Origin of the sequence: Acetatifactor muris (assembly GCF_024623325.1) — a bacterium.
Taxonomy (GTDB): Bacteria; Bacillota; Clostridia; order Lachnospirales; family Lachnospiraceae; genus Acetatifactor; species Acetatifactor muris.
The window spans coordinates 64,454-86,029 of the sequence record NZ_JANJZD010000015.1 but is presented as its reverse complement, the minus strand read 5'-3'; the positions used below and the strand labels follow the sequence as shown (position 1 = coordinate 86,029).

The following is a 21,576-nucleotide window of genomic DNA, read 5'->3' as shown; positions in this document are numbered from 1 at the left end:
ATGGCAAACGAAACGAGTTCTCTGGCCGCTGTTGCGGCGGAGGAAAAGGCAAAACTGAAACAGGAGAAAAAGCAGTTCAAACAGGACCAGAAAGCACAGAAAAAGGAAGCCCGGCGAAGAGCGGCGGAAATTGCCAGACAGGAAGAAGCGCTGGGGGAAGACGGGGGGAACGGCCTTGTCACATTCTTTGCTACTCTGTTGATTGTAGTTCTGTGGCTTGCCATTGTAGGTGTGGTAATCAAGATGGATATCGGCGGATTCGGCAGCAGTGTGCTGGCCCCGATTCTCAAGGACATTCCTGTCGTGAACAAAATTCTGCCTTCGACGGCTCCCACAGGAGGGAATTCAACAGATTCCGAAAGCTATGGGGGATATGAGAGCATGGAGGAGGCTGTGGCATATATCAGACAGCTGGAGCTGGAGCTGGAGCGGGAACAGACAGCATCCAAAGCGAAGGATACTGAGAATGAAGCTCTGAGGGCAGAGGTGCTGCGCCTGAAGGAATTTGAGGCGAGACAGGAGGAATTTCAGCGCATTTCCACAGAATTTTATGAGGAAGTAGTCTATTCCGAAAAAGGACCCGGACTTGACGCCTATATGAAGTACTATGAATCCATGTATCCCACGGTGGCGGAATATCTGTATAAGCAGGGGCTGGTTCAACAGCAGAAAAATGAGGAGACAGAAGCCTTTGCACAGACTTATGCCAATATGAAGCCGAAAGAGGTAGCGAAAATTTTCGAGGAAATGACAAACGAGCTGGATCTGGTGGCAGATATTCTGAGTGCCATGACTGTGGAACAGAGGGCTGCAATCATGAATGTTCTGGACCCGGAGCTGGGAGCAAAGCTTACGAAGCTGATGAAGCCCAGTTCTTAAGAGGACAGAGGTTTCCTCCGATATCATAAGGGGAAGAATCCGTCGATGCACGGACAGTGTACCGGGGGTTTTTCATAAATTGGAGCGTAAGCTCCGCAAATAAAAAGGAAAGGAGGTCAGGAATGACAAGCACAGCTGTAAAAGAGACAGGTTCCATGCTGATGAATCTGGCAGTGGCTCAGGCTGGTCGCAATACGGAAAATTCCGGCGGATTCCAGAAAATCTGGGATAATCAGATGAACAGAGAAAACGCCGGCACCGCAGACAGAGACAGTGACCTGACTGCATCCGGCAAAGGGCAGCTGCAGAGAGGCAGCTCTCTGAGGGCGAAGGAAAACCGGCCCGTACAGGAAGAGGAAAATGTATCTCCGGAAGAACTGTCCCCTGAAAAACAGGAACAGGCAATGGAAGTGCTGAACGGGGCCGCGCTGGAGCTGATGCAGGAGATTGCGGATGTCTTTGGAATCAGTATGGAAGAATTGCAGGCGGTTCTGGGTGAAATGAATCTGGAGCCTACAGATCTGCTGAATGCTTCGGAGCTGGGGGCGCTGCTTTTGAATCTGGGCGGTGCGGAGGATGTCTGTGCACTGATTACGGACGGAGAACTCTATGAGAATTACCAGATGCTGATGGAGAAGCTGAATGCCGTGCTTCAGGAAAGTGCTGAGACACTGGAGACAGAGCCGGAAGTGTTGACCGGACTGCTGGAAGAAGGACTTGTGGACGAGACTTTGCCGGCGGAGACGGAAGAAGCTCCTGTGAGAGCGGAAGATATGACACAGAAACCGGAGTCGGCGGAATCCGCGGAAACGGAGAATACTCCCGCAGTGAATGCGACCGAAGAAGCGCTGAAAAAAGAGCAGGAAGCCGGGAATCAGAATAACGGGCAGTCCAGGGGCGAAGAAGGACATTCCGAGAGCAGAACCGGAAAGGGAGAGTATGTGAATCCCTTTATCCAGGATTTGAGGACGGATCAGTTCAGACCGGAGTTTCTGCAGAGTCAGGATGTGACAGAGAGCAGTCCCTGGAGTGAAAGCACGCGGGCCATTATGGACCAGATCATGGATTATATGAAAGTCCAGCTCACAGGAGAAGTCACAAGCCTGGAAATGCAGCTTCATCCCGCAAGTCTTGGTACCCTTCAGGTACAGATTGCCTCTAAGGCAGGTGTGATGACAGCCAATTTCATCACCCAGAATGAGACCGTGAAGGCGGCGCTGGAGAGCCAGATGGTTCAGCTGAAGGAACAGTTCGAAGAACAGGGCGTTAAAGTGGAGGCCATTGAGGTCACTGTACAGACCCATGAATTCGAGAGAAATCTGGATGAGCAGGGGCGTGGCAGGAATCAGCAGGAGCCGGAGCGGAAGGGCCGCACCAGAAGGATTCATCTGGGCGAAGGCACCGGGGCAGACACTCTGGAGGGAGAGGATGCACTGGCGGCGGATATGCTGGCAGCCGGCGGCAGTACGGTGGATTACACCGTATAACGGGAGACTGCATATGTTGTAAAGAGCAATTTGAGACGGACAATAAGTCCGGATAAATGACAGAACAGAGAAAGGAGAATGCACATGGGTTTAATGGCACCTGTTGAAAACGGACAGATTGTGGAGACGGAGTCTCAGAAGTCCCTGAAAAAAGCAGTTAAGTCAACCAATGACAGCATGGATAAGGAAGCGTTCCTGCAGCTTCTGGTAGCGCAGATGCAGTATCAGGACCCGCTGCAGCCCACATCCAACACGGAGTACATTTCTCAGTATGCGCAGTTCTCGCAGGTAGAGCAGATGCAGAATCTGGCGGCGACCTCGGAACTTGGCAGAGCCACATCACTGGTAGGGCAGGAGGTATATGTGAAGACCACCGGTACAGACGGAGAGCCTAAATACGTATACGGCAAGGTGGATTATGTGGCGTTTGAGAACAATAAGGCTTATGTGTCTATTGAGGAGTCCCTTTATTCACTGGATGATCTGGTGAATGTAGTGGATGTTGTGTACAAGAATGCTTTTGACAAGGGATACGCATTTTCGATAGATATGAACAAACTGCCGGCTGTAGGCGGTATTGACCTGTCTCATGGAGAAGCCATCGATGATCTGGAGAAGCGATACAATGAAATGACAGATTATGAGAAGAGCTTTATCGCAACGGAGACGCTGACGAAGCTGAACAAGTATGTTGAGAGGCTGAAGGAACTTCGGGCCATGGCGGAGGAAGCGGAAAAGAATGAGTCGGAAGACAGCGAAGGAGACGGTGATTCCAATACGGAGGAGCCTGAAGGCACTGACGAAGCATAAAGAAGGAGCATACAGGGATGGAGATTCAGAACAATGGTAAATTTTCCATTGAACAGCTGACGGACCAGTATCTGGGCAGTCCCCGGAGGACACAGGTTCGAAAGGCCACGGACGGCCAGGCCGCAAACGGCTTATCCTTTCAGGATGTTTTACAGCTAAAGACGCTGGCAGGAGCAGGCAGCCTTAAGTTCTCCAAACATGCTATGGGGAGACTTGCGGACCGCAATATCGAGCTCAGCGACAGTCAGCTGGAACGGCTGGAGTCCGGGACCAGAAAGGCGGAACAGAAGGGAATCCGGGATTCACTGGTGATTGTGGATTCGCTGGCGTTTATCGTCAATGTACCAAACCAGACGGTCGTCACTGCAATGGACAGTACGGAGACAAAAGAGAACATATTTACCAATATTAACGGAGCAGTTATTATGTAACCGGACCTTTACGGAGGTTATAGCCTCTGGAATGACAGACAGAGGCATGCTTCGTTCCAGATCAGGAGGAACAGATTACTATGATGAGATCACTTTTTTCTGGTGTGTCAGGTCTTAAGACACATCAGACCAGAATGGATGTTATCGGTCATAACATCGCAAACGTTAACACGGTGGCATATAAGTCCAGCTCAATGACTTTTGCCTCCCTGATGAGTCAGACCACACAGAGAGCCAGCGGCGCCAACGCCACTACCGGTACCGGCGGCGTCAATGCCAGACAGATTGGTCTGGGCGTAAAAACCAGCGCCATCAATGTCAATATCACGGGACAGGGCGCTTCCCAGTCCACGGGAAATCCCTTTGATATCATGATCACCGGAGAGAATTTCTTCGTGGTCAGCGATGGCAGTCAGAACTATTTCACCAGAGACGGTTCCTTCTACGTTGACGGTGCAGGCAATCTGGCCATGACCAGCATCGGTTACAATGTCATGGGATGGCAGGTAGAGACAGACCCCGTGACAGGAGATGTGAAGGGGATCAAGAAGGATACCGTTTCCGCGCTGCGCATCATGAGTGCCGCCAATAAGAGCTATCCCCCTGAGGCCACTTCCCACGCCTACTTTTCCGGTATCATTGACAAGAACGACACGGATGTGACCGGTGAGAACGGCAGAGTGGTGAACTTGAGCTTCTATGATTCCCAGGGATATACCTATACGGCGAAATTCTCTATCAGGCAGTCCACAGATGATAAGAATACCTTCAGTATTGAGCTGGATAAGATTGTGGATTCTAAAAATAAGGAAGTGCCTGTGCCGGATGGAGTAAATGTAGAGGACCTGTTTGGCGGGGCAAGTACAATGGCTATGGCCACAACGCTTAAATTGAAGGATGGCTATACTCTTGATAAGGCAGGTAACTTAACCACCACAGACACACCTCCAGTTCAAATAGCCATAGATGGTACTCCTGAAAGTAATGCAAAGGTTGCGGAAGCTTTTGGTTACTCAGATGTGGATGAGTTCTTGAAGCTGAGTGTAGGCATTAAAACGGGAACACCTCCAAATGAAACCATTACTTATAAATCAGTGGAAGAAATGTTGACAAAAGATAAGAATTTGAGTTCTTTGTTAGCCAATGCTGTTGATGCTAATGATTTAAAGCAAGGCTTTAAAATAGATGGCCGCAAATTCAACGGTGCAGTCATCAACTTTGACGGTAAGTCAGGTAAGTTCAGCGGACTGAACGGAGGCACCGGCTCCACGGCCACCTTAAATTTAGGTGCACTCAGCAAAGACGGCAATTTCCCGTCCATCGAGGTAGATTTCTCGAGTATCTCCAGTGTGGACCACAAGGGAGTATCCACCATCAGCGCCACCAACGGTTCCGACGATGAGTATAATACCGGTTCCGGCCGTAAGGAGGGCGCCATGATCGGAGTGTCCATTCAGCAGAACGGTATGATTTACGCCAGCTATGACAATGGTATGACAAAGCTTCTGGGGCAGATTGCAACGGCCAGATTTGCCAATGCCTCCGGTCTGGAGAAGCAGGCGGATAACCTGTACTCCGCCACACTGAACTCCGGTGCGTTTGACGGAATCGGCGTGGATATTACGGCCAGCGGAGACTATATGTCCACAGGACAGCTGGAAATGAGTAACGTGGATTTGTCTCAGGAGTTTACGGAAATGATTACCACTCAGCGTGGTTTCCAGGCCAACAGCCGTATCATTACCGTGTCCGATACGCTTCTGGAAGAATTAACTAATCTAAAACGATAAGAAACAGATAATTTTTACTCGCTTTATGTTATGGGTTGTGCTATACTATGGAGGGCAGAGTTTTTGTCCTCCATATTCTTTGAGACGAAGAGGTCTGAAAATGATAGAAGTAACTAAGCTGAACGGAGTGAAGATTCTGGTAAATCCCCATCTGTTTGAAGTGGTGGAGGAGACTCCCGACACAGTGATTACGCTTACCACAGGGAAAAAAATAATTGTAAAAGAAAGTAGACAAGAGATAAAAAATCTTGTAAAATCATATAGAAAGGGTATTTTTGCGGAATAGTCGAAAAAAGCAAAAAGTTAGGTGATTTTCGTGGATATTGCATCTTTACTTGGTATTATCTTATGTTTTGTAATGATGATTTTCGGTATCTGGAATGGTGCCGGTATCGAGAACCTGGTCAAGGAATACGCGGATGTGCCTTCTGCCATTATTACATTCGGAGGAGCTTTTGCCGCTACGCTGACGTCCCACAGTCTGGCGGATTACATAAACGGTCTGAAAAGCTTTACGCTTGTTTTTAAGGCGCCTGCACTGAATACCACAGAGATGATTCGCAAGATTATTGACCTGTCAAACGTGGCCCGTAAAGAGGGTCTGCTTTCCCTGGAAGAGGCGGCTTCTGATATGGATGACGCTTTCCTGAAGAAAGGAATTCTTCTCATGGTGGATGGTACGGACCCTGAACTGGTGCGTGCCATTATGGAGACAGAGCTGGTAAGTATAGAGGGGCGGCACAAAACCTGTATCGGGTTCTGGGATACACTGGGGGCCATGGGACCTGCCTGGGGTATGATTGGTACCCTGATCGGTCTGGTTGATATGTTGTATCACATGGATAATGTGGCTACGTTGGGACCTGCCATGGCGGTGGCTCTGATCACTACCTTCTATGGTTCGGTTCTTGCCAATGCCATCTGTATTCCTGTTTCGAACAAACTGAAAGCTGATAACGAAGCGGAAATGATGCTGAAGGAAGTTATGATTGAGGGTCTGCTGTCCATTCAGGCCGGCGAGAACCCCAGGGTTATCGAAGAGAAGCTGAAGTCCTTCCTGTCTCCCAAGGACAGGGAATCTGCAGGCGGTGATGCAGGGGGTGAAGAGTAATGGCAAAGCGCAAGGAAGAGGCGCCCCCGGCCGGTGCACCGGCGTGGATGGCGACATTTAGTGACTTGATGAACCTTCTGCTCTGCTTTTTCGTTATGCTTTTTGCCATGTCCAGTATTGAGGAGGCGAAGCTCCAGGAATTTGTGGCAGCCATGAATAATACCTTCAGTGTGTTTGACGGAGGTGCTGCAGCCATAGGTGACGGTTTTCTCATCAGCAATGGCGTCAGTCAGCTGAATGAGCTGGATCAGTATATCAACAGTACCGGTAAGACCGCAGACAGTGAGACTGACGGTGATAAGCTGGAGGAATTTGACAAATCGCCGGAAGCGCTGGAAGAAATGCTTCAGGAAGAGCAGCTGAAGGAAAATGAAGAGCGGATGGAAGAAATTGAAGAGGCACTTCGGGAAAATGATATTGCCGATGAAGTGGAGCTCAGTTTTACCGCTCAGTATGTAAAACTTACCATGAGCGGAGCTTTGCTTTTTGATTCCGGAAGCGCGGAGCTGAAGGAGGAGTCCATGCAGGTTGTGGAGAAAGTGGGCGCCATACTGGAACGCTATGGGCAGGGCAGTGGAAATATTGAGATTGAGGGGCATACTGACAATGTGCCCATAAACAGCGCGCAATACCCCAGCAATGAGGAGCTGAGCAGCGCCAGAGCCCTGGCTGTATTCTATTATCTGCAGGAGAAGACACTGCTGAATCCTGTGAACCTGAAGCATGCCGGAATGGGAGAGCGGGTACCTATCGCCGATAACTCTACACCCGAGGGCAGAAGCAGGAACAGAAGGGTAGAAATATTAATTTATAATCCGTCAGTGAGATAAGTTGAAAGAAAGGATCCTTGAGTCATGAAAAAGAATTTACTGAGTGTACTGATTCTGGTGTTGATGATTGTAAACATTGCTCTGTCGGCGGTTATGATGATCAATGTCCTGAGCACGAATCAAAAAACGGCTGCGCTGATGGACAGCATCGGAGCGGCAATGAACCTGGAGATGTACCAGCCGGGGGCGGGACCGGAGGTGGCAGTATCCGATACAGAGACGCATGTTATGGAGCCTATGACCATACAGCTGGCTTTCTCCAATGTAGTGAATGCGGACGGGACGGTGAGCAAGAGCGACAAGCCTGTATATATTGTATTCGACATCTCTCTGCTGATGGATAAGAATCATGAGGACTATGCAGAATTTTCGGGCTCAATCAGCAGTTATGACAGTATGATTACGGATGCCATATCTGCGGTGGTAAGCAGCTATACCGAAGAAGAATGCCGCGCCGCATTTACCACTGATATCAGGAATGAAATTCTGACTTCTATTCAGACTTTATTTAAGTCCAAATTTATCTATGGAATTACACTCAGCAATATCAAATATGGCTGATGTGCATGGGAGAATATGGACGATGAGAAACGCAGTCATGCGGCGGCATGTGACAGGAGGTGAACTTGTGTGGCCGAAACTCTTTCCCAGGAAGAAATAGACGCCCTCTTGGCGGCGATGTCTTCAGGCGAGCTGGATACGGACCAGATGCAGCAAAAGGACGAGAAGAAAGTCAAGATTTATGATTTCAACCGTCCCACAAAGTTTTCCAAGGAACATTTGAGAACTCTGGAAATTATTTTTGAGCATTATGCGCGGCTGATATCTACGAATCTTCCGGTTTATCTCCGCAAAAGCGTGCAGGTGTCCGTGGTTGGCTCCGAGGCTCTGACCTTTAATGAGTTTACGAACTCTCTATCGAGTCCCATCATAATGGGAATCGTTAATTTTGCACCGCTGAATGGTTCTATTATTATGGAACTGGGTGTTAATCTTGGATATGCCATGTTGGACCGCATGCTTGGAGGAGTCGGTATGCCTTTGGAGAAAGGCAGAGATTTCTCCGAGATAGAACAGATGATTATCGAGAAAATACTGGTGATGTTTACCCAGCTTTTGCGGGATCCCTGGAAAAATGTTGTCGATATAGCACCTGTGCTGAACAGGCTGGAGACGAATTCACAGTTTGCACAGATTATAGCTCCCAGTGACATGGTTGCCATTGTGACCATGGAGATAAGAATAGGAGAAGTGGAAGGCTTCATGAATATCTGTCTTCCTTTCTTTACACTGGAAGATATTATGGATAAGCTGAATACGAAATACTGGTATTCCACCATGCAGGAGAATCATGACGAGAATTATGAGGTCTATGTGGAATCTCTGATTCGTAAGGTGGATGTGCCAATCAGGGCCGTGCTTGGCAACAGTACGATTTCCGTAAACGATTTTTTGAACCTGCAGGTAGGAGACTGTATCCGGCTGGATTCCGGAGTGGATCAAGATATGAATATTTATGTAGGCAATATCAGGAAGTTTACCGCATTACCCGGTACCGAGAAAGACTCTTATGCAGTCAGGATTACATCAGTTATTAGAGAGGAGGAGTAAAGAATGGACGGATTGTCTCAAGACGAGATAAACGCATTACTCTCCGGCATGGATTTGTCCGATGACGATGAACCGGGGATTGTTGAAAGCAATGAAGAGGGCGAAAGAAGTCCGGTAGATCTTTCTCAGGCGATGAAAGATGCCGAAGAGCTTCTTACGGATGTGGAAAAAGATGCCGTCGGCGAAGTTGCCAATATCAGTATGGGTTCCTCGGCAACCACGCTGTACTCTCTGGTGAACAGAAGGGTCAATATCACAACACCCGTTGTGGAGTTCTGCACATGGGATAATCTGCTGACGCAGTATGAACGCCCCTGTGTGTTTATTCAGATTAAATATACGGTTGGACTGGACGGTACCAACATATTGATATTAAAGGAGCATGACGTTAAGGTGATTACGGACCTGATGATGGGAGGGGACGGCACCAATACGGACGGAGAGCTGGGAGAGCTGCATCTGAGCGCAATATCCGAGGCAATGAATCAGATGATGGGGGCATCGGCTACTTCTCTTTCTACTATGATGGGCACCAAAATTGATATCAGTCCGCCGGAAGCTTCTCTTCTGGACCTGACTCAGGTAAAGGACGGAAGTGATGTCTCTCCTTTCCTGGGAAATGTATTTGTCAAGATATCTTTTAAGATGCAGATTGATGACCTGGTAGACAGCTCTATTATGCAGTTGTATCCGGTAGATTTTGCCCGTAAGGTAGTGGATACCTTTATGAATTCTCAGACAGGCGGAAGCTCGGAGCCGACCGCGGCAGAACCTGCTCCCACTGCGGCCGCAGATATGGGAATGCAGGGCGGAATGAATGCTCAGACGGGAAATAATCCGCAGGCAGACATGAGTGGAATGGGAATGAATCCCCAGATGGATATGAGCGGAATGGGAATGAATCCTCAGATGATGGGGATGAATCCGCAGATGATGAATGCAGGCATGGGTGGCATGCCCATGGGAATGAACCCTCAGATGATGGGAATGAATCCCCAGATGATGGGGATGAATCCGCAGATGATGAATATGGGGATGGGCGGAATGCCTGTGGGAATGAGCCCGCAGATGGGAATGTCCGCGGGAGCGGGTATGCAGAATATCAATGTTCAGCCTGCTCAGTTCCAGGGATTTACCAATGATGGAGGAAATATTGCGGGGCAGGAGAACATTGGGCTGATTATGGATGTTCCTCTGAATGTCACCGTGGAGCTGGGCCGTACATCCAAGCTGATTTCCGAAATTCTTGACTTTGCACCCGGTACGATTATCGAACTTGATCGTATTGCCGGTGAACCCATAGATGTACTGGTAAATGGTAAGTTCGTTGCAAAGGGTGAAGTAGTAGTAATTGAAGAAAGCTTTGGTGTAAGAGTAACAGAGATTATCAAGTAGGAGGAAGTTTTGCATGGCAAAGAATATTTTGATATGCGATGATGCGGCATTTATGAGAATGATGATTAAGGACATACTGACCAAAAATGGTTATAATGTCGCAGGAGAGGCGGAGAACGGACTGAAAGCGGTGGAGAAGTACAAGGAGGTTTCACCTGATCTTGTATTGATGGATATCACCATGCCGGAGATGGATGGCATTCAGGCTTTGAAGGAAATCAAAAAGCTGGACGGTGGCGCCAAGGTTATCATGTGTTCCGCAATGGGGCAGCAGGCCATGGTTATCGAGTCCATTCAGGCGGGTGCAAAAGACTTTATTGTAAAACCGTTCCAGGCAGAACGTGTCATTGAAGCCGTGAAGAAGGTTGTTGGCTGATGACTCTGTTAGCTGCAGGGGCGGGCAGCTATGCCCAGTTCATCACGATTCTGCTGATTTTTGTGGCAGTACTTGGAATTACCGCCTGGACTACCAGGTGGATTGCAAATTATCAGAAGCAGCAGAATGTGAATGAGAACGTAGAGGTAATAGAAACCACTCGTATTGCGAATAATAAATATATCCAGATTATACGGGCAGGCGAAAAATATATGGTGATTGCCGTGTGTAAGGATACGGTTACCATGTTGGGCGAGATTCCGGAAGGGCAGCTGAGGAAGAGCGAGAAGGCTTCTGTACAGAAGAGCTTCAGAGAACTTCTGGATAAGGCTGTAAAGAGAGATGAATCTGCCCGGGAAGAGCCGAAGCATGATGAAAAATAAGCTTATAAGCAAGCGAATAGTATCCGCGATATGCCTACTTCTTATGGTGGGCATATTGTGTATTTTAAGTTCAATGACAGTATTTGCCAGTGAACTCTCCTCTGATACGCCGGGAAATGTCCTGAGCATCAACTATGGTGACGGAAATGGCGAAATAAACGGTTCCCTGCGCATTTTACTGACACTGACGCTGATAGCCATTGCACCTACACTTGTCATCATGATGACTTCTTTCACGCGTATTGTGATAGTACTGCATTTTACCCGTGCGGCGCTGAATACGCAGACAGCTCCGCCCAATCAGGTCCTTGTGGGATTTGCTCTGATTCTCACTTTCTTTATTATGGAACCCACCATAACGGAGATTAACGAGCAGGCTTATCAGCCTTATGAGGCCGGGGAAATGAGTCTGGATGAAGCATTGGAGAAAGGTGTTGTTCCGCTGAGAAAGTTCATGTACACGCAGACTCAGGTGAAGGATGCGGAATTATTTATGGACATTGCGGGTTTAAGCTGGGACGGAGAGAGCCTGGAGGATATTCCGCTGTCGGTGCTGCTGCCCAGTTTTATGCTCAGTGAGCTGCGAATGGCTTTTTGGATAGGATTTATTATCTATATCCCTTTTATTGTGATAGATATGGTGGTGGCATCCACACTGATGAGTATGGGTATGATGATGCTGCCTCCCACAACGATTTCCATGCCCTTTAAGATACTGCTGTTTGTGCTTGCAGATGGCTGGAATCTGATTATAGGGCAGCTGGTGAAATCCTTTTATCTGTAGTGATATGATTTGTATTGATATGATTATGCCAGTGACTGCTGCGGCATTTCGACAATATGCCGGAACAGCTGCTGACTGTCTGACAGCGGCGGAAAGGAGCAGAAGATGACAGTTGATGTCGTGATGGATATTACGAGACAGGCTTTGTTTTTGATTATCAAAGTGTCTCTTCCTGTTTTACTGGTATCGCTGTGTGTAGGTCTGGCGGTAAGTATCTTCCAGACTGTGACATCCATTCAGGAGCAGACGCTCACTTTTGTGCCGAAGATTATCTGTGTGTTTCTGGCGTTGATACTGTTCGGCAATTGGATGATGAATTCTATGGTGGAATTTATGAATGTTCTCTGGTCGGATTTTGGCCTTTACATAAACAGGTAGGGAGCCTTACAGAATGATAAATTACTCCTTTTCCGTTTATGATTTGGAATATTTTCTTCTGATTTTGGTCAGAGTAGCCTGTTTTGTCCATACGGCGCCATTTTTCAGCCTGCGGAACACACCTTCCAGGGTGCGGATTGGGATCAGCTTTTTTACATCCATTCTTTTGTATCAGGCGTTGACTCCTGCGGAAGCTGTGGTATACTCCACACTTACGGAATATACCATTATTGTAATGAAAGAAGCGATTGTGGGACTGCTGATTGGATTTTCGGCCAGTATGTGTACCTCCATAGTAAATTTTGCCGGTTCTATTGCGGATATGGAGACAGGATTGTCCATGGTGACTCTGATGGACCCTACTTCGCGGGAAAGCACCAGCATCACAGGTGCGCTGTATCAGTATGGCCTGATGCTTCTGATGATTTCCACGGGAATGTACAGATACCTGTTCGGGGCTCTGGCGGATACTTTTATTCTGATTCCGGTGAACGGAGCAGTGTTTCGCACGGATTCTCTGCTGAATTCCGTGATTGAATTCCTGGGCAACTATGTGATTATCGGTTTTCGGATTATTCTGCCGATTTTCTGTGCCATATTGCTGCTGAATGCCGTTCTGGGCGTGCTGGCAAAGGTTGCGCCGCAGGTGAATATGTTTGCAGTGGGTATGCAGCTGAAAATTCTGGTAGGACTTTCGATTATTTTCTTTACGGCGGGGATGCTGCCGGGAATCGCCGATTTCGTTTTCGGCGAAATGAAGGAAATGATAGATTCCTTTGTGGGAGGCATGATGTGATTCGTTATAATCTGCAGTTTTTTGCAAAGGAAGGTATGGGCGGAGAGAAGACGGAGCCGGCTACACAGAAAAGGCTGGAGGACGCCCGAAAAAAAGGACAGGTGGCGAAAAGCCGTGAGATTACCAACGGCCTGGAATTGCTGGCTCTGTTTCTGATATTAAAGCTCTGGGTGGGAAATATAGGGATACAGTTTCTGGAGCTTTTTGGCAATATTTACAGTAAGATTACGGATGTCACCGTATTCTGGCAGGGGACAATGCCTCAGCGGGATGTGGGGATACTGTTTCGGCAGATGCTGATGGAAGTACTGATTATAGTCGCTCCCATTCTGTTGATTGGTTTCCTGATTGCCTTTATTGCAGACCTTGCGCAGGTAAAGTGGAAACCTACCACGGAACCTATGAAGCCCAAGTTCAGCAAGCTGAATCCCCTGAAGGGCTTTAAGAAAATTCTTTCCGTGAATTCGCTGGTGGAGCTGGTAAAATCCATTGCAAAAATCGGAATGATAACTTATATCTGTTACAGTTATCTGAAGGATAAATGGCCGATTCTGCTGAATTTATATGATGTTACTCTGATGCAGGCTCTGGAGCTGGTGGCAAAGACAGTCACCGATTTGGGTATTCGGATTGCCATGTTCTACATGCTGATCGCACTGGCTGATTTTATTTATCAGAAAGTGAAATTCAAGAATGACATGAAGATGACCAAACAGGAGATAAAGGAAGAGTTCAAGCAGCAGGAAGGAGATCCCCAGATAAAGGGTAAAATCAGGCAGAAGATGAGAGAGGCTTCCATGCGGCGTATGATGCAGGAACTGCCTCAGGCGGATGTGGTCATCACCAATCCCACTCATTATGCCGTGGCTATCAAATATGAGCCGGAGGTGGCAGATGCACCTGTTGTGATTGCGAAAGGTGAGGACCATCTGGCAGCTCGTATTAAGGAAGTCGCAAAAGAGAATAAGATTGAGATAGTGGAGAACAAGCCGCTTGCCCGAATGCTTTATGCGAATGTGGAGATAGGTGAAGCGGTGCCGCCGGAGCTATATCAGGCTGTGGCGGAAGTCCTTGCATTTGTATATCATCTGCAGGGGAAAATTTAGATAGAATCAGATCAGGAGAAGGGAGGAGCACAAGATGACTGCAAGACTGGCGAAGACGGATGCCATGGTGGCAATCTATATTCTGGTGGCATTTATTATGCTGATCGTGCCTCTTCCGGCGGTGCTTTTGGATGTATTTATGGCTTTTAACATTGCCATAGGCTTTACCATACTGTTCGCGTGTATGTTCATTAAGGAAGTACTGGATATGTCATACTTCCCCACGATCCTGTTGTTTACCACCATTTTCAGGATCGCCATGAATGTGTCTTCCACGAGATATATTCTGACAGAAGGTACCGCAGGAAACGTGGTAATTACCTTCGGACAGTTCGTGGGCGGCGGTGATCTGATTGTGGGTGCCATTGTCTTCGTGATTCTGATTATGATTCAGTTCCTGGTCATTAATAAAGGTTCCGAGCGTGTGGCTGAAGTAACAGCGAGATTTACGTTGGACGCCATGCCCGGTAAGCAGATGGCCATTGACGCCGACCTGAATACCGGTGCTATCGATGACAGAGAGGCGAAGGAGAGACGTGACAAGATTCAGATGGAGTCCAGTTTTTTTGGTTCCATGGATGGTGCCGTTAAATACGTTAAGGGAGATGCAACGGCAGGATTGTTGCTGACTGCCATCAACCTGATCGGCGGTCTTGCCATGGGTATGCTCCGCAATGGCATGGATGCGATGACCGCATTGGATAATTACGGTATTCTCACCATTGGTGACGGTCTGGTAAGCCAGATTCCCTCCCTGCTGATTTCGCTGTCAACGGGTATTCTGGTGACAAAGGGAAGTAAGGAGGCGGAATTTGGTCCGGCTATTTTCCGTCAGCTGTTCGGGATACCGAAGGTAATGTATATGGTGGGAGGTACGCTTGTCTTTCTGGGAGTTGTCACCGATTTGAATACGATTCTCTTTATGGGAATGGGACTTCTCTTCATTGTGGGAGGCAGAATGATGGCCGGCAGTCTGGAGACGGCGGCCATTGAGAGTGAGGTAGACAGTGAGGAGGCTGCGGCGGAGGAAATCCGGCAGCCTGAAAATGTTGTCAGCCTGCTGCAGGTGGATCCCATAGAGCTGGAGTTCGGATATGGGATTATTCCGCTGGCTGATGTGAATCAGGGCGGAGATCTTCTTGACCGTGTGGTTATGATCAGAAGACAGATTGCAGTGGAGCTTGGTACAGTGGTTCCCATAATTCGACTGCGTGATAATATTCAGCTGAATCCCAATCAGTACATTATAAAGATAAAGGGAATCCAGATCAGCGAGGGAGAAATCCTGTTTGACCATTATATGGCCATGAATCCCGGGTATGTGGAGGAAGAGATAACAGGTATTCCCACCTTTGAACCTTCTTTCCATCTGCCGGCCATCTGGATCACGGAGAATCAGAGGGAGCGGGCGGAAAGTCTCGGCTATACGGTAGTGGACCCGCCTTCTATTATTGCAACACATCTGACGGAAATCATACGGCAGCATATTGCAGAACTGCTGACAAGACAGGATGTACAGAATCTGATCAACAATATAAAGGAGACAAATCCTTCTCTGGTGGAGGAGCTGGTGCCGAAGCTGCTGGGGCTTGGCGAGGTACAGAAGGTACTGCAGAATCTCTTACGGGAAGGCATCTCCATTCGGGACCTTCTTACGATTATGGAGACGCTGGCGGATTATGCGCCGGCTACAAGAGACACGGATATATTGACAGAGTACGTGAGACAGAGCCTGAAACGTGCTATTTCCACAAAGTATTTCCCGCCTCACGAGACTACAAATGTGGTTACGCTGGACCCGAAGGTGGAGCAGGAAATTATGGGAAGTGTAAAACAGACAGAGAATGGGGCCTTCCTGAATCTGGACCCGAACCGGTCCAGGGCGATTATCGATTCTGTGGGTAAGGAAGTCCAGAAGCTCGAGAACCTTGGAAAGAATCCCATTGTCATTACATCTCCTATTGTACGTATGTATTTTAAGCGGCTGACCGAGGATTATTTCAGGGATCTGGTAGTCGTATCCTACAATGAAGTAGAGACTAATGTGGAATTACAATCGGTGGGGATGGTGACAGCATAAAATGATCATTAAGAAGTTTGTGGGTAAAACGGAAGAAGAAGCGGTGGAAGCTGCCAGAAAAGAACTTGGCAGTGGTGCTGTCATCATGAATGTAAAACTCGTGAAGCGAAAAGGACTGGGAGCTTTGTTCGGAGGAAAGCGTACAGAGGTTACGGCAGCACTGGAGGAAGAATGTGATACAATGAATAAGGTGCGCAGTACATTGGGCTTTCAGACGCAGGCAGGGACAGAGGGTCAGAGCCCTGCGCAGACGGCACCGCGGAATCCGGAGAGTGTCCTGGCCGGAAATAACCGGCTTTCGACGCAGGAGAGTCAGGCAATTGAGAAAAAACTGGACAGTCTCCAGGAGTTACTGGTGAATCGCTTTCAGCAGAGTGAAGAAGAGAGAAAAGATGCTCTGGATAAGGGGGACATGGGTGTTGTCGAGGAGGAGAGAGAAGAGGAAGGGCAGGAAATCACAGAACAGCAGCGTTTTATCCGCTTATTATACAACACCATGCTGAGAAGCGAGGTAGATGAGAAATATGCCAATCAGATTGTGGATGAGATAGATGTGGCGGGGCAGCCCAATATGCCTCTGGATCGGATTCTGGCAAATGTGTATCAGAAAATGATACTGAAATTCGGCAGGGCAGAGGGAATCACACCTGTGGAAGGTGCGCCGAAGATTGTGTTTTTTATGGGGCCTACAGGAGTGGGGAAGACTACCACCATAGCCAAAATCGCCAGCAGCATCAGCGTGGATGAGAAAAAGAAAGTGGCGCTTCTGACAGCTGACACCTATCGGATCGCGGCGGCGGAGCAGCTTCGCACCTATGCGAATATTCTGGAGATTCCTTTCCGTATTATTTATTCGGAGGATGAAGCGCTGGATGCGGTTCGGGAATTTCAGACCTATGATTTTATTTTCGTGGATACGGCGGGACACTCCCACAAAAATGAAGATCAGATGGGGAATACGGTAAAGCTGCTTGAAGCTTTGAAGAGTGCAGGAGAGTGTCAGGTATTCCTGGTCCTTTCCGCCACTACCAAATATCGTGATTTGCTGAAAATTGTGTCAAGCTATGAGGAATTTACAGAGTTTCAGCTGATTTTTACCAAGCTGGATGAGACCATGACCATGGGAAATCTGCTGAACATGAAGCTTTTTATGGGAACACCCATCGCCTTTGTGACAAATGGTCAGGATGTGCCCAATGATATTGAACAATTTAATCCTCAGAAAACCGTAAAACAGATTCTGAGTACAAAACAGGAGAGAAATTCTTAGGATTCAGGGGACAAAGGAGGTTATAAATGGACCAGGCAGAGCAGTTACGAATTCTGAAGGCAGGCCGACAGCAGCCCAGATCGTTGGCGAGGATTATCACTGTTACCAGCGGCAAAGGCGGAGTCGGCAAGTCCAATACCTCCATTAATCTGGCAATTCAATTCAGGAAGATGGGAAAACGGGTCATTATACTGGATGCGGATTTTGGCCTTGCAAATATTGAAATTATGTTTGGCGCGGTTCCCAAGCATAATCTGTATGATTTGATATATCAGGGAAAAAGCATTACGGACATCATCACCTGGGGGCCAATGGAGGTTGGTTTTATCTCCGGAGGAAGCGGAATTGCCGGTATGTCCAATCTGAATCGCGGCTATTTAAGCTGTATCATTCAGAATCTGGCACAATTGGACAGCATTGCAGATATTATTATTGTAGATACGGGGGCAGGCATTTCGGATGCGGTGCTGGAGTTCCTGGTGGCAAGTGATGAGATATTGCTGATTACCACGCCGGAACCTACTTCCATTACGGATTCCTATTCTCTGTTGAAGGCTTTGTATCGTCACAGTCGGTTTGATTCGGAGAATACGAAGATAAAACTGGTTGCCAACCGTGTGGAAAAAGAGTCCGAGGGTCGAATTCTCTATGATAAGCTGAATACAGTGGTGGAGCGCTATCTGAAGGTACCTGTGTTATATCTGGACTGTGTGCCGGAAGATTCACAGTTGTCCAGATCGGTGATGCAGCAGGTTCCCGTCTCTCTGCACAATCCGAATGCGAGGTCTGCGCTGGCCTATGAACGGATAGCGGGAAAACTTCTGGACAGAACAGAATCGGAGCGTCAGCCGAAGCGGGGGATGGCCGCGTTTCTCTCTTATTTTATCGGCGGGAAACGCTGAAATACAGAACGAAATCAAGCAGTCAGGCAAAATGAGTAAAGGCAGGTGGGTGTTATGTTTTCAAAGTTTATAGCGGAAGGGGACAAAATTGAATTGCAGGCTGTTTCTCATGGGGGTGCGGAACCTGCGGGAACGGCCGGGAAGGTTTATCACAGCAAGGTACATGAAATACAGTCTGAGGATACCATTGAGATCACAATGCCGGTGGAGAAGACAAAACTGATCCTGCTGCCGGTGGACAGTGAATTTGAGATGATTTTTTACGCCTCAGGCGGTCTGTTTCAGTGTCTGGGCAGAATCATTGACCGGTACAAGAGTAATAACATGTATTTGCTCCTGGTGGAGATGACCAGTAATCTGCGCAAATATCAGAGAAGAGAGTTCTATCGTCTGAGATGTGCGCTGGAGATGCGGGCTCGTACCCTGGAGGAAGAAGAGATACAGACCATAGAAAACAGACAGCCTTTTGCGCTGCAGAAGGGGCTTCCTCTGAAGGAAAGTATTATCGTGGATATCAGCGGAGGCGGACTGCGTTTTCTGTCCTCCTGCAGGTATGAGCCGGGAAGTCTGATGTATTGCTGCTATCATCTGATGAACGGGGGAGAACATAAGAAATACGAGGTGATCAGCAGGGTCATCAGTTCCATAGAGCTGGACAATCGTCCCGGGACTTACGAGCATCGGGTACAGTTTTATGATATGGATCCCATTGTGCGCGAGGAAATTATCAAGTATATTTTCGAGGAAGAGCGAAAGAGCAGACAGAAAACAAAATTCAGTACGGAAAAGATATAAGTTTTGTTGAGCTGATGGTGCGGTAAGTAAATGGAAGTAGGAGAGGCGGCGTATGAAGGACGTGAGCTTGGAACAGGTTACGGAGAATTATTATGATGTGCTGAGAGAAATCGGAAATATCGGCGCGGGAAATGCCATGACGGCGCTGTCCCAGATGCTGCAGTGTAAAGTGGACATGAAGGTGCCGCAGGTCAGACTGCTGGAGTTTGCCGAGGTGGGTGAGCTGGTAGGTGGCGAAGAGCAGCTGATGGCAGGCGTATTCCTGGGGGTGGAGGGCGATATCACCGGAAGTATGATGTTCATGGTGGAAGAACAGAGTGCCAGACATCTGATTCAGAAGATTACCATGGGGATGCTGCCGGAGGGCAGTGAATTTGAAGAAATGGGCCTGTCTGCCATGCAGGAAGTGGGAAATATCATAACGGGGGCCTACCTGAATTCGCTGTCTACCATGACAAATCTGAAAGTATTTCCTTCGCCTCCTGCGGTAACGGTGGATATGGCAGGTGCGATTCTGAGTGTGCCGGCTATTCAGTTCGGCGTTTATGGTGACAATATTTTGCTGATTCAGTCGCAATTTTATGATGAAGTGAAGCTGGACGGCTATTTCATCCTGATTCCGGATCTGGAGTCTTATGCGAAGATTATGACTGCGCTGGGAATTTCGATGGAATGACGGTTCGAAGTGACAGATGCGGATTAGAACGGATAAAAAGGATGTGGAAGTGGGCTTATGAGTGAGATAATCAAAGTAGGAATAGCAGATTTGAAAACCTGCAAAAGCCCTGATGGTGTGATGACCCTGGGGCTGGGATCCTGCGTCGGTATTGCAATCAGGGACCCGATGCTGAAAGTTGGGGGGCTGGTACATATTATGCTGCCGGACAGCAAAGCAATCACTACAGGACAGCATAATATAGCGAAATTTGCGGATACAGGTATTGAAGAGCTGGTAAGACAGATAGAGAGGCTGGGGGCAAGGCGCATACGAATGGTGGCGAAGATTGCCGGTGGTGCTACCATGTTCAGTTTTCAGGGCGGAGGAGGTCCGTCTGTTGCCCAGGTGGGGAACAGAAATGCTGATGCGGCCAGGGCAAAACTGAAAGAACTTAAGATCCCGATTCTGGCTCAGGACACCGGTGCAAATTACGGCAGGACCGTCATTTTTTATCCTGAGACTGGCGCATTCCATATTCGTGCCGTAGGAAAGCCCGAGAAGATTATCTGAAAGGGATAAAGACATGAACAGGAAAAATTTACCGCTTTTATTAATGTTGACGGCAGGTGCGGTTACATGCGTTATTACCTTTATAGAGCAGTATACGATGGCGGAGAAGCTGGTTGCGCTCTTTATTGTATTGTTGATTTTCTATTTGCTGGGAAGCATAATGAAGTGGACACTTGATTTTTTTGATAAACAGAATGAAGAAAGACTCAGGGAAGAGGGAGAGGTTATAGAGAAGGAAGCAGAAGATACTGAGAATGCGGAACAGGATGGGAAGCAGGAGGAGTAAAACAAAAATTATACTTTCATAGGCTGGAATATGACAGTGACAGATAAGGAGCGAAGGTTTCATGGATGAGGCAGGCAGAAAGAAACTGTTAGAAGAATATGCGAAGACGAAATCACCCGAAACCAGAGAGCAGTTGATCCTGGAATACGCTCCTCTTGTAAAGGTGGTTGCAGGAAGACTCAGTATGTATCTGGGTTATAATGTGGAATATGAAGATCTGGTCAGCTACGGCATTTTCGGGCTGATAGATGCAATAGACAAATTTGACTGTTTAAAGGACGTAAAATTTGAAACGTATGCCAGTGTGCGGATTCGGGGGGCTGTATTGGACCAGATTCGCAAGATGGACTGGATTCCCAGAACCATCAGGCAGAAACAGAAAAAGATAGAGACTGTAATCAGAGAAATCGAGCAGAATACGGGACATACCGCCACAGATGAAGAGGTAGCCCGGGGACTTGGCATATCAGACGAAGAGTATCTGGACTGGCAGTCCCAGATGAAGATTACAGGACTGGTATCCCTGAATGAGTATATGGAACAGGGCAGCGATGTGTCTCAGGATTACAGGAGACATACGACTTCTCATTTCGAAGCTCCCGAAGAGAGCGTGGAGAGAGAAGAATTGACGAAAGTGCTGGGTGAGGCTCTGCTGCTTTTGACAGAGAAAGAACAGAAAGTAATTACTCTTTACTATTATGAAGAGCTTACATTGAAGGAAATCAGCAGTATACTGGAAGTTTCCGAGTCCAGGGTATCGCAGCTGCATACCAGGGCGCTAAAGAAAATGAAAGTGAAGATGGGGAATTATATGGGTATTCTGTCAGGTGATTAAACAGGGGGGCGGA

25 protein-coding genes are annotated in these 21,576 nt (G+C 47.9%); all 25 read left to right on the top strand.

Going from position 1 to position 21,576, the window contains the following annotated elements; translation table 11 throughout:
* On the top strand, nucleotides 1–879 hold the full coding sequence (locus NSB25_RS15345) for a MotE family protein (RefSeq protein WP_103240349.1): 879 nt from the start codon (nucleotides 1–3) through the stop codon (nucleotides 877–879).
* A 122-nt stretch (nucleotides 880–1,001) separates the two neighbouring features.
* Nucleotides 1,002–2,366, top strand: a complete 1,365-nt coding sequence (locus tag NSB25_RS15340) for a flagellar hook-length control protein FliK (protein WP_103240350.1) — start codon at nucleotides 1,002–1,004, stop codon at nucleotides 2,364–2,366.
* A gap of 84 nt (nucleotides 2,367–2,450) precedes the next feature.
* Nucleotides 2,451–3,176: a flagellar hook assembly protein FlgD gene (locus NSB25_RS15335; RefSeq protein ID WP_172455143.1), complete on the top strand. Its 726-nt coding sequence runs from the start codon at nucleotides 2,451–2,453 to the stop codon at nucleotides 3,174–3,176.
* A gap of 17 nt (nucleotides 3,177–3,193) precedes the next feature.
* The gene (locus NSB25_RS15330) at nucleotides 3,194–3,607 is read left to right on the top strand and encodes a TIGR02530 family flagellar biosynthesis protein (RefSeq protein ID WP_103240352.1); all 414 of its coding nucleotides are present in this window, start codon (nucleotides 3,194–3,196) and stop codon (nucleotides 3,605–3,607) included.
* A gap of 80 nt (nucleotides 3,608–3,687) precedes the next feature.
* The gene (locus tag NSB25_RS15325; RefSeq protein ID WP_103240353.1) at nucleotides 3,688–5,397 is read left to right on the top strand and encodes a flagellar hook protein FlgE; all 1,710 of its coding nucleotides are present in this window, start codon (nucleotides 3,688–3,690) and stop codon (nucleotides 5,395–5,397) included.
* A gap of 100 nt (nucleotides 5,398–5,497) precedes the next feature.
* Nucleotides 5,498–5,683: a flagellar FlbD family protein gene (locus tag NSB25_RS15320; RefSeq protein ID WP_103240354.1), complete on the top strand. Its 186-nt coding sequence runs from the start codon at nucleotides 5,498–5,500 to the stop codon at nucleotides 5,681–5,683.
* 30 nt (nucleotides 5,684–5,713) lie between these two features.
* Nucleotides 5,714–6,508: a motility protein A gene (locus NSB25_RS15315; protein WP_103240434.1), complete on the top strand. Its 795-nt coding sequence runs from the start codon at nucleotides 5,714–5,716 to the stop codon at nucleotides 6,506–6,508.
* A complete protein-coding gene (locus NSB25_RS15310; protein ID WP_103240355.1) occupies nucleotides 6,508–7,338 on the top strand; it encodes an OmpA/MotB family protein in 831 nt (276 codons plus the stop codon). Before NSB25_RS15315 ends, NSB25_RS15310 begins: the two co-directional genes overlap by 1 nt.
* Nucleotides 7,339–7,362: 24 nt before the next feature.
* Nucleotides 7,363–7,899, top strand: coding sequence for a hypothetical protein (locus NSB25_RS15305; RefSeq protein ID WP_103240356.1), 537 nt, complete (start codon nucleotides 7,363–7,365; stop codon nucleotides 7,897–7,899).
* 69 nt (nucleotides 7,900–7,968) lie between these two features.
* Complete coding sequence (gene fliM, locus NSB25_RS15300) at nucleotides 7,969–8,949, top strand: flagellar motor switch protein FliM (protein ID WP_103240357.1); 981 nt, start codon at nucleotides 7,969–7,971, stop codon at nucleotides 8,947–8,949.
* Nucleotides 8,950–8,952: 3 nt separating this feature from the next.
* A complete protein-coding gene (fliY, locus tag NSB25_RS15295) occupies nucleotides 8,953–10,344 on the top strand; it encodes a flagellar motor switch phosphatase FliY (RefSeq protein WP_103240358.1) in 1,392 nt (463 codons plus the stop codon).
* A gap of 13 nt (nucleotides 10,345–10,357) precedes the next feature.
* Nucleotides 10,358–10,720, top strand: coding sequence for a response regulator (locus NSB25_RS15290; protein WP_103240359.1), 363 nt, complete (start codon nucleotides 10,358–10,360; stop codon nucleotides 10,718–10,720).
* Nucleotides 10,720–11,103, top strand: coding sequence for a flagellar biosynthetic protein FliO (locus NSB25_RS15285; RefSeq protein ID WP_103240360.1), 384 nt, complete (start codon nucleotides 10,720–10,722; stop codon nucleotides 11,101–11,103). Before NSB25_RS15290 ends, NSB25_RS15285 begins: the two co-directional genes overlap by 1 nt.
* Nucleotides 11,090–11,887, top strand: a complete 798-nt coding sequence (gene fliP / locus NSB25_RS15280; RefSeq protein WP_172455144.1) for a flagellar type III secretion system pore protein FliP — start codon at nucleotides 11,090–11,092, stop codon at nucleotides 11,885–11,887. Before NSB25_RS15285 ends, fliP begins: the two co-directional genes overlap by 14 nt.
* 105 nt (nucleotides 11,888–11,992) lie before the next feature.
* Entirely contained in the window at nucleotides 11,993–12,265 is a 273-nt protein-coding gene (gene fliQ / locus NSB25_RS15275) for a flagellar biosynthesis protein FliQ (RefSeq protein WP_103240362.1), read from the top strand.
* A 13-nt stretch (nucleotides 12,266–12,278) separates the two neighbouring features.
* Complete coding sequence (locus NSB25_RS15270) at nucleotides 12,279–13,061, top strand: flagellar biosynthetic protein FliR (RefSeq protein ID WP_103240363.1); 783 nt, start codon at nucleotides 12,279–12,281, stop codon at nucleotides 13,059–13,061.
* Nucleotides 13,058–14,167, top strand: coding sequence for a flagellar biosynthesis protein FlhB (gene flhB / locus NSB25_RS15265; RefSeq protein ID WP_242982459.1), 1,110 nt, complete (start codon nucleotides 13,058–13,060; stop codon nucleotides 14,165–14,167). The genes NSB25_RS15270 and flhB overlap by 4 nt, the downstream gene beginning before the upstream one ends.
* Nucleotides 14,168–14,201: 34 nt before the next feature.
* Nucleotides 14,202–16,247 carry a flagellar biosynthesis protein FlhA gene (flhA, locus tag NSB25_RS15260; protein ID WP_103240364.1) on the top strand — a complete coding sequence of 682 codons (2,046 nt, stop codon included), beginning with the start codon at nucleotides 14,202–14,204 and terminating at the stop codon, nucleotides 16,245–16,247.
* A gap of 1 nt (nucleotide 16,248) precedes the next feature.
* On the top strand, nucleotides 16,249–17,517 hold the full coding sequence (gene flhF / locus NSB25_RS15255) for a flagellar biosynthesis protein FlhF (protein WP_103240365.1): 1,269 nt from the start codon (nucleotides 16,249–16,251) through the stop codon (nucleotides 17,515–17,517).
* 26 nt (nucleotides 17,518–17,543) lie between these two features.
* Nucleotides 17,544–18,419, top strand: coding sequence for a MinD/ParA family protein (locus NSB25_RS15250; protein ID WP_103240366.1), 876 nt, complete (start codon nucleotides 17,544–17,546; stop codon nucleotides 18,417–18,419).
* A gap of 54 nt (nucleotides 18,420–18,473) precedes the next feature.
* Nucleotides 18,474–19,214 carry a flagellar brake protein gene (locus tag NSB25_RS15245; RefSeq protein ID WP_103240367.1) on the top strand — a complete coding sequence of 247 codons (741 nt, stop codon included), beginning with the start codon at nucleotides 18,474–18,476 and terminating at the stop codon, nucleotides 19,212–19,214.
* A 52-nt stretch (nucleotides 19,215–19,266) separates the two neighbouring features.
* A complete protein-coding gene (locus tag NSB25_RS15240; RefSeq protein ID WP_103240368.1) occupies nucleotides 19,267–19,890 on the top strand; it encodes a chemotaxis protein CheC in 624 nt (207 codons plus the stop codon).
* 57 nt (nucleotides 19,891–19,947) lie between these two features.
* A complete protein-coding gene (locus tag NSB25_RS15235) occupies nucleotides 19,948–20,442 on the top strand; it encodes a chemotaxis protein CheD (RefSeq protein WP_103240369.1) in 495 nt (164 codons plus the stop codon).
* 13 nt (nucleotides 20,443–20,455) lie between these two features.
* Nucleotides 20,456–20,728: a hypothetical protein gene (locus NSB25_RS15230; RefSeq protein ID WP_103240370.1), complete on the top strand. Its 273-nt coding sequence runs from the start codon at nucleotides 20,456–20,458 to the stop codon at nucleotides 20,726–20,728.
* Nucleotides 20,729–20,789: 61 nt separating this feature from the next.
* Entirely contained in the window at nucleotides 20,790–21,563 is a 774-nt protein-coding gene (locus NSB25_RS15225) for a FliA/WhiG family RNA polymerase sigma factor (protein ID WP_103240371.1), read from the top strand.
* Nucleotides 21,564–21,576: the final 13 nt, after the last annotated feature.

Coding starts and splice junctions, on each gene's coding strand:
- NSB25_RS15225 (WP_103240371.1), top strand. CDS start 20,790: ATGGATGAGGCAGGCAGAAAGAAACTGTTAGAAGAATATGCGAAGACG.
- flhA (WP_103240364.1), top strand. CDS start 14,202: ATGACTGCAAGACTGGCGAAGACGGATGCCATGGTGGCAATCTATATT.
- NSB25_RS15320 (WP_103240354.1), top strand. CDS start 5,498: ATGATAGAAGTAACTAAGCTGAACGGAGTGAAGATTCTGGTAAATCCC.
- fliP (WP_172455144.1), top strand. CDS start 11,090: ATGATGAAAAATAAGCTTATAAGCAAGCGAATAGTATCCGCGATATGC.
- NSB25_RS15235 (WP_103240369.1), top strand. CDS start 19,948: ATGAGTGAGATAATCAAAGTAGGAATAGCAGATTTGAAAACCTGCAAA.
- NSB25_RS15230 (WP_103240370.1), top strand. CDS start 20,456: ATGAACAGGAAAAATTTACCGCTTTTATTAATGTTGACGGCAGGTGCG.
- NSB25_RS15290 (WP_103240359.1), top strand. CDS start 10,358: ATGGCAAAGAATATTTTGATATGCGATGATGCGGCATTTATGAGAATG.
- NSB25_RS15335 (WP_172455143.1), top strand. CDS start 2,451: ATGGGTTTAATGGCACCTGTTGAAAACGGACAGATTGTGGAGACGGAG.
- NSB25_RS15325 (WP_103240353.1), top strand. CDS start 3,688: ATGATGAGATCACTTTTTTCTGGTGTGTCAGGTCTTAAGACACATCAG.
- NSB25_RS15245 (WP_103240367.1), top strand. CDS start 18,474: ATGTTTTCAAAGTTTATAGCGGAAGGGGACAAAATTGAATTGCAGGCT.
- NSB25_RS15340 (WP_103240350.1), top strand. CDS start 1,002: ATGACAAGCACAGCTGTAAAAGAGACAGGTTCCATGCTGATGAATCTG.
- NSB25_RS15330 (WP_103240352.1), top strand. CDS start 3,194: ATGGAGATTCAGAACAATGGTAAATTTTCCATTGAACAGCTGACGGAC.
- NSB25_RS15310 (WP_103240355.1), top strand. CDS start 6,508: ATGGCAAAGCGCAAGGAAGAGGCGCCCCCGGCCGGTGCACCGGCGTGG.
- flhF (WP_103240365.1), top strand. CDS start 16,249: ATGATCATTAAGAAGTTTGTGGGTAAAACGGAAGAAGAAGCGGTGGAA.
- NSB25_RS15305 (WP_103240356.1), top strand. CDS start 7,363: ATGAAAAAGAATTTACTGAGTGTACTGATTCTGGTGTTGATGATTGTA.
- fliY (WP_103240358.1), top strand. CDS start 8,953: ATGGACGGATTGTCTCAAGACGAGATAAACGCATTACTCTCCGGCATG.
- NSB25_RS15250 (WP_103240366.1), top strand. CDS start 17,544: ATGGACCAGGCAGAGCAGTTACGAATTCTGAAGGCAGGCCGACAGCAG.
- NSB25_RS15240 (WP_103240368.1), top strand. CDS start 19,267: ATGAAGGACGTGAGCTTGGAACAGGTTACGGAGAATTATTATGATGTG.
- NSB25_RS15285 (WP_103240360.1), top strand. CDS start 10,720: ATGACTCTGTTAGCTGCAGGGGCGGGCAGCTATGCCCAGTTCATCACG.
- NSB25_RS15270 (WP_103240363.1), top strand. CDS start 12,279: ATGATAAATTACTCCTTTTCCGTTTATGATTTGGAATATTTTCTTCTG.
- NSB25_RS15345 (WP_103240349.1), top strand. CDS start 1: ATGGCAAACGAAACGAGTTCTCTGGCCGCTGTTGCGGCGGAGGAAAAG.
- fliQ (WP_103240362.1), top strand. CDS start 11,993: ATGACAGTTGATGTCGTGATGGATATTACGAGACAGGCTTTGTTTTTG.